This window comes from Novosphingobium sp. CCH12-A3 (assembly GCF_001556015.1).
GTDB classification, from domain to species: Bacteria; Pseudomonadota; Alphaproteobacteria; order Sphingomonadales; family Sphingomonadaceae; genus Novosphingobium; species Novosphingobium subterraneum.
Window position 1 is genome coordinate 1 of record NZ_LSIA01000130.1, and the last position, 2,093, is coordinate 2,093.

The 2,093-nt window shown below is 58.1% G+C and carries 2 protein-coding genes and 1 pseudogene; all 3 read right to left on the reverse strand.

Translation table 11 applies throughout. From position 1 onward, the window contains the following. Nucleotides 1-41: 41 nt before the first annotated feature. Nucleotides 42-458: pseudogene (locus AX703_RS10380) on the reverse strand (transposase); the annotation flags it as partial. A gap of 362 nt (nucleotides 459-820) precedes the next feature. Next, nucleotides 821-1,744 (reverse strand): protein NO VEIN domain-containing protein, encoded by a 924-nt coding sequence (locus AX703_RS10385; protein ID WP_062343918.1) that lies wholly within the window; start codon nucleotides 1,742-1,744, stop codon nucleotides 821-823. 148 nt (nucleotides 1,745-1,892) lie between these two features. Next, nucleotides 1,893-2,093 (reverse strand): transposase (locus AX703_RS26575; protein ID WP_156451955.1); only part of this gene is annotated, 201 nt, incomplete at its 5' end.

A 2,093-nucleotide genomic window follows, 5' to 3' on the forward strand; every position in this document is an offset into this window, starting at 1 on the left:
ACATCCTTCACACCGCGTCACTCAACCGAACAGGTGCGCGGAATTTCGCGCTTACTCTTCATGAGCTGACGTCGGGCAGAAATCAGCGTCCTCATGAGCATGCTGTCGAAGCCTTTGACGCGAACCTCACGATAAAAACCTACCTCTGCCAAGTGCGCCAAACCATCAGCGTCATTGGCGTCGGTCTTGTTCGCAGCCATGTCCAGCGCGGCCTTGGCATGACGCGCATCAATGCAAATCGCCGGTAGACCTTCTGCGGTCAGGGCATGATAGAACCAAACGGCCAGTGGCCCGGTCTCGAAAACTACCCGTTTTACGCGAGGTGCGCGCTTGCGGATCAGGTCAGCGAGCAACTTTGGGTCGGACGCACACTTGCCGCGCCAAACGCGTTTGCCATTCTCACGAACCGATATGGAAGTGTCTTTTAGAGAAACGTCGAGTCCGATATGCTGATCCACGGTTGTCCTCCATCTGATGCTGGGCCCGGTCCAAACTCGTGAGCCCGTTCTTCATCTTATCGGAGGGCAACCAACCTTCCAGTAATCCCCTGATTGTGCCCTAGTCGGACCCTCCGCGATTACGTCATGTTCGTTCAATCCCTAGCGTGAGTCAGACTCAGCGCGCCTTGGTATTACATCGCCGCCGCCGAACCGATCGTTGAGCCCGGCGGCCTCGGTCAGGTCGGAGAGGGCGGCGTTCACGTGGATGCGGTGGTCCTTGAGCATCGCCTATAGCCCGCTGCAATTGGTGAAAATCTTCTCATGAAAGGTTGCAGTGATCGTGGCCGGCACGGAGACCAAGCCATACTTCAGATGATTGCTCAGCGCACCCGGCCCTGTGCGGCTTCACGTGGCGTCAGCTCAAGCGTTCCTTCGCCGTCGATGTTTTGCCAAGCGCGTTGCCGTGAGGCCGTTCTGTCCGCGTCGGGCGGCGTGACACACCAGAAATGGTGCAGTTTCGCGCCGGTGCGCTCACTTAATGCGTCTGTGACGATGCAGATTCGATAGCTTCTATCGAGAAACTTCCCGCGTTCCTCGAGGCGTATCTTGTCAAACTCGTTGAAGGTGAAGTCCGCCATCACTGCGCTGCCAGACCGGCCCTTCACCTCGATGCAAAGCGTCGCGTCGCCTTGAACGGCAATGAGGTCATACCCCAGCTTCGTCGCCGAGACGTCGTCGACGTCGTAGCCAAGCGCCTCGAAGTGCTCGGTAACGATCCGCATTGCGTTATCTTCGATCTCCTTGCGCCGCTCCGGATCCGGTTGGAAGCGATTGCCCTTGTTGTCGGATTTCGGCGAGACTGCCTCCGCGAGCGGCAATGCTTTACCGGTCTCGATGAAATGACGGATGCGGCGCGCAATCTCGGGCCCTACCTGCGCCTGCAGGTCGGGAAAGTAGACAGGACTCTGGCCAGGAATACCCTTGTCGCCCTTCTTGCGCGGCGGAACCCAAAGGACCCGCTCCTCTGGCGCGAGCAGCCGGCAATCTTTCTCGTCCGCCTCGACTTGAAACGATAGCGTGTGCTGCTTGCGCGAGTAGGGATCGCGATAGGTCCTCGCTAGCTTCAGCGCGCCCTTGGGCTGCTGGCGATCACGATAGATCTTGGCTTTGTCGTACCACCTGACGACGATCCTCCCCCGACGGGGCGACGGATCCGGGGCGGTCCAGACGACTAGAACGTTGTCGATGGACTCGCTCGTGGACGAGGTTCCAAGCTTCTCGATGTGGATCGAGTTTTCAAGCACTTCGACGTGCCCATAGCAGCGTCCGGAGGTCGGCTTAAAATTCAGAACCTCCCCGCCCCATCCATTCTTCGCAGCCCATTTGAAGCCGCCTGCATAGAAGCCATCCAGACTGCCGTCATAGTCATTGAGTGCCTGATTCAGAAGTTTCTCAATTCCAGCAATATCTTGCGGTTCGGCGCGTGAGCATTCGGATTGAAGCTATGAGTGCCCATGCGGTTGAAGACGCGATGGACTTTTCCCAGTCCTTGGCAAGGCGTCGGCAGCGGCCAAGCCATGCGAAGGTTCGCTCTACAACCCATCGGCGTGGTAGCACCTCGAAGCCCTTGGCTTTGTCGGAACGCTTGATGAT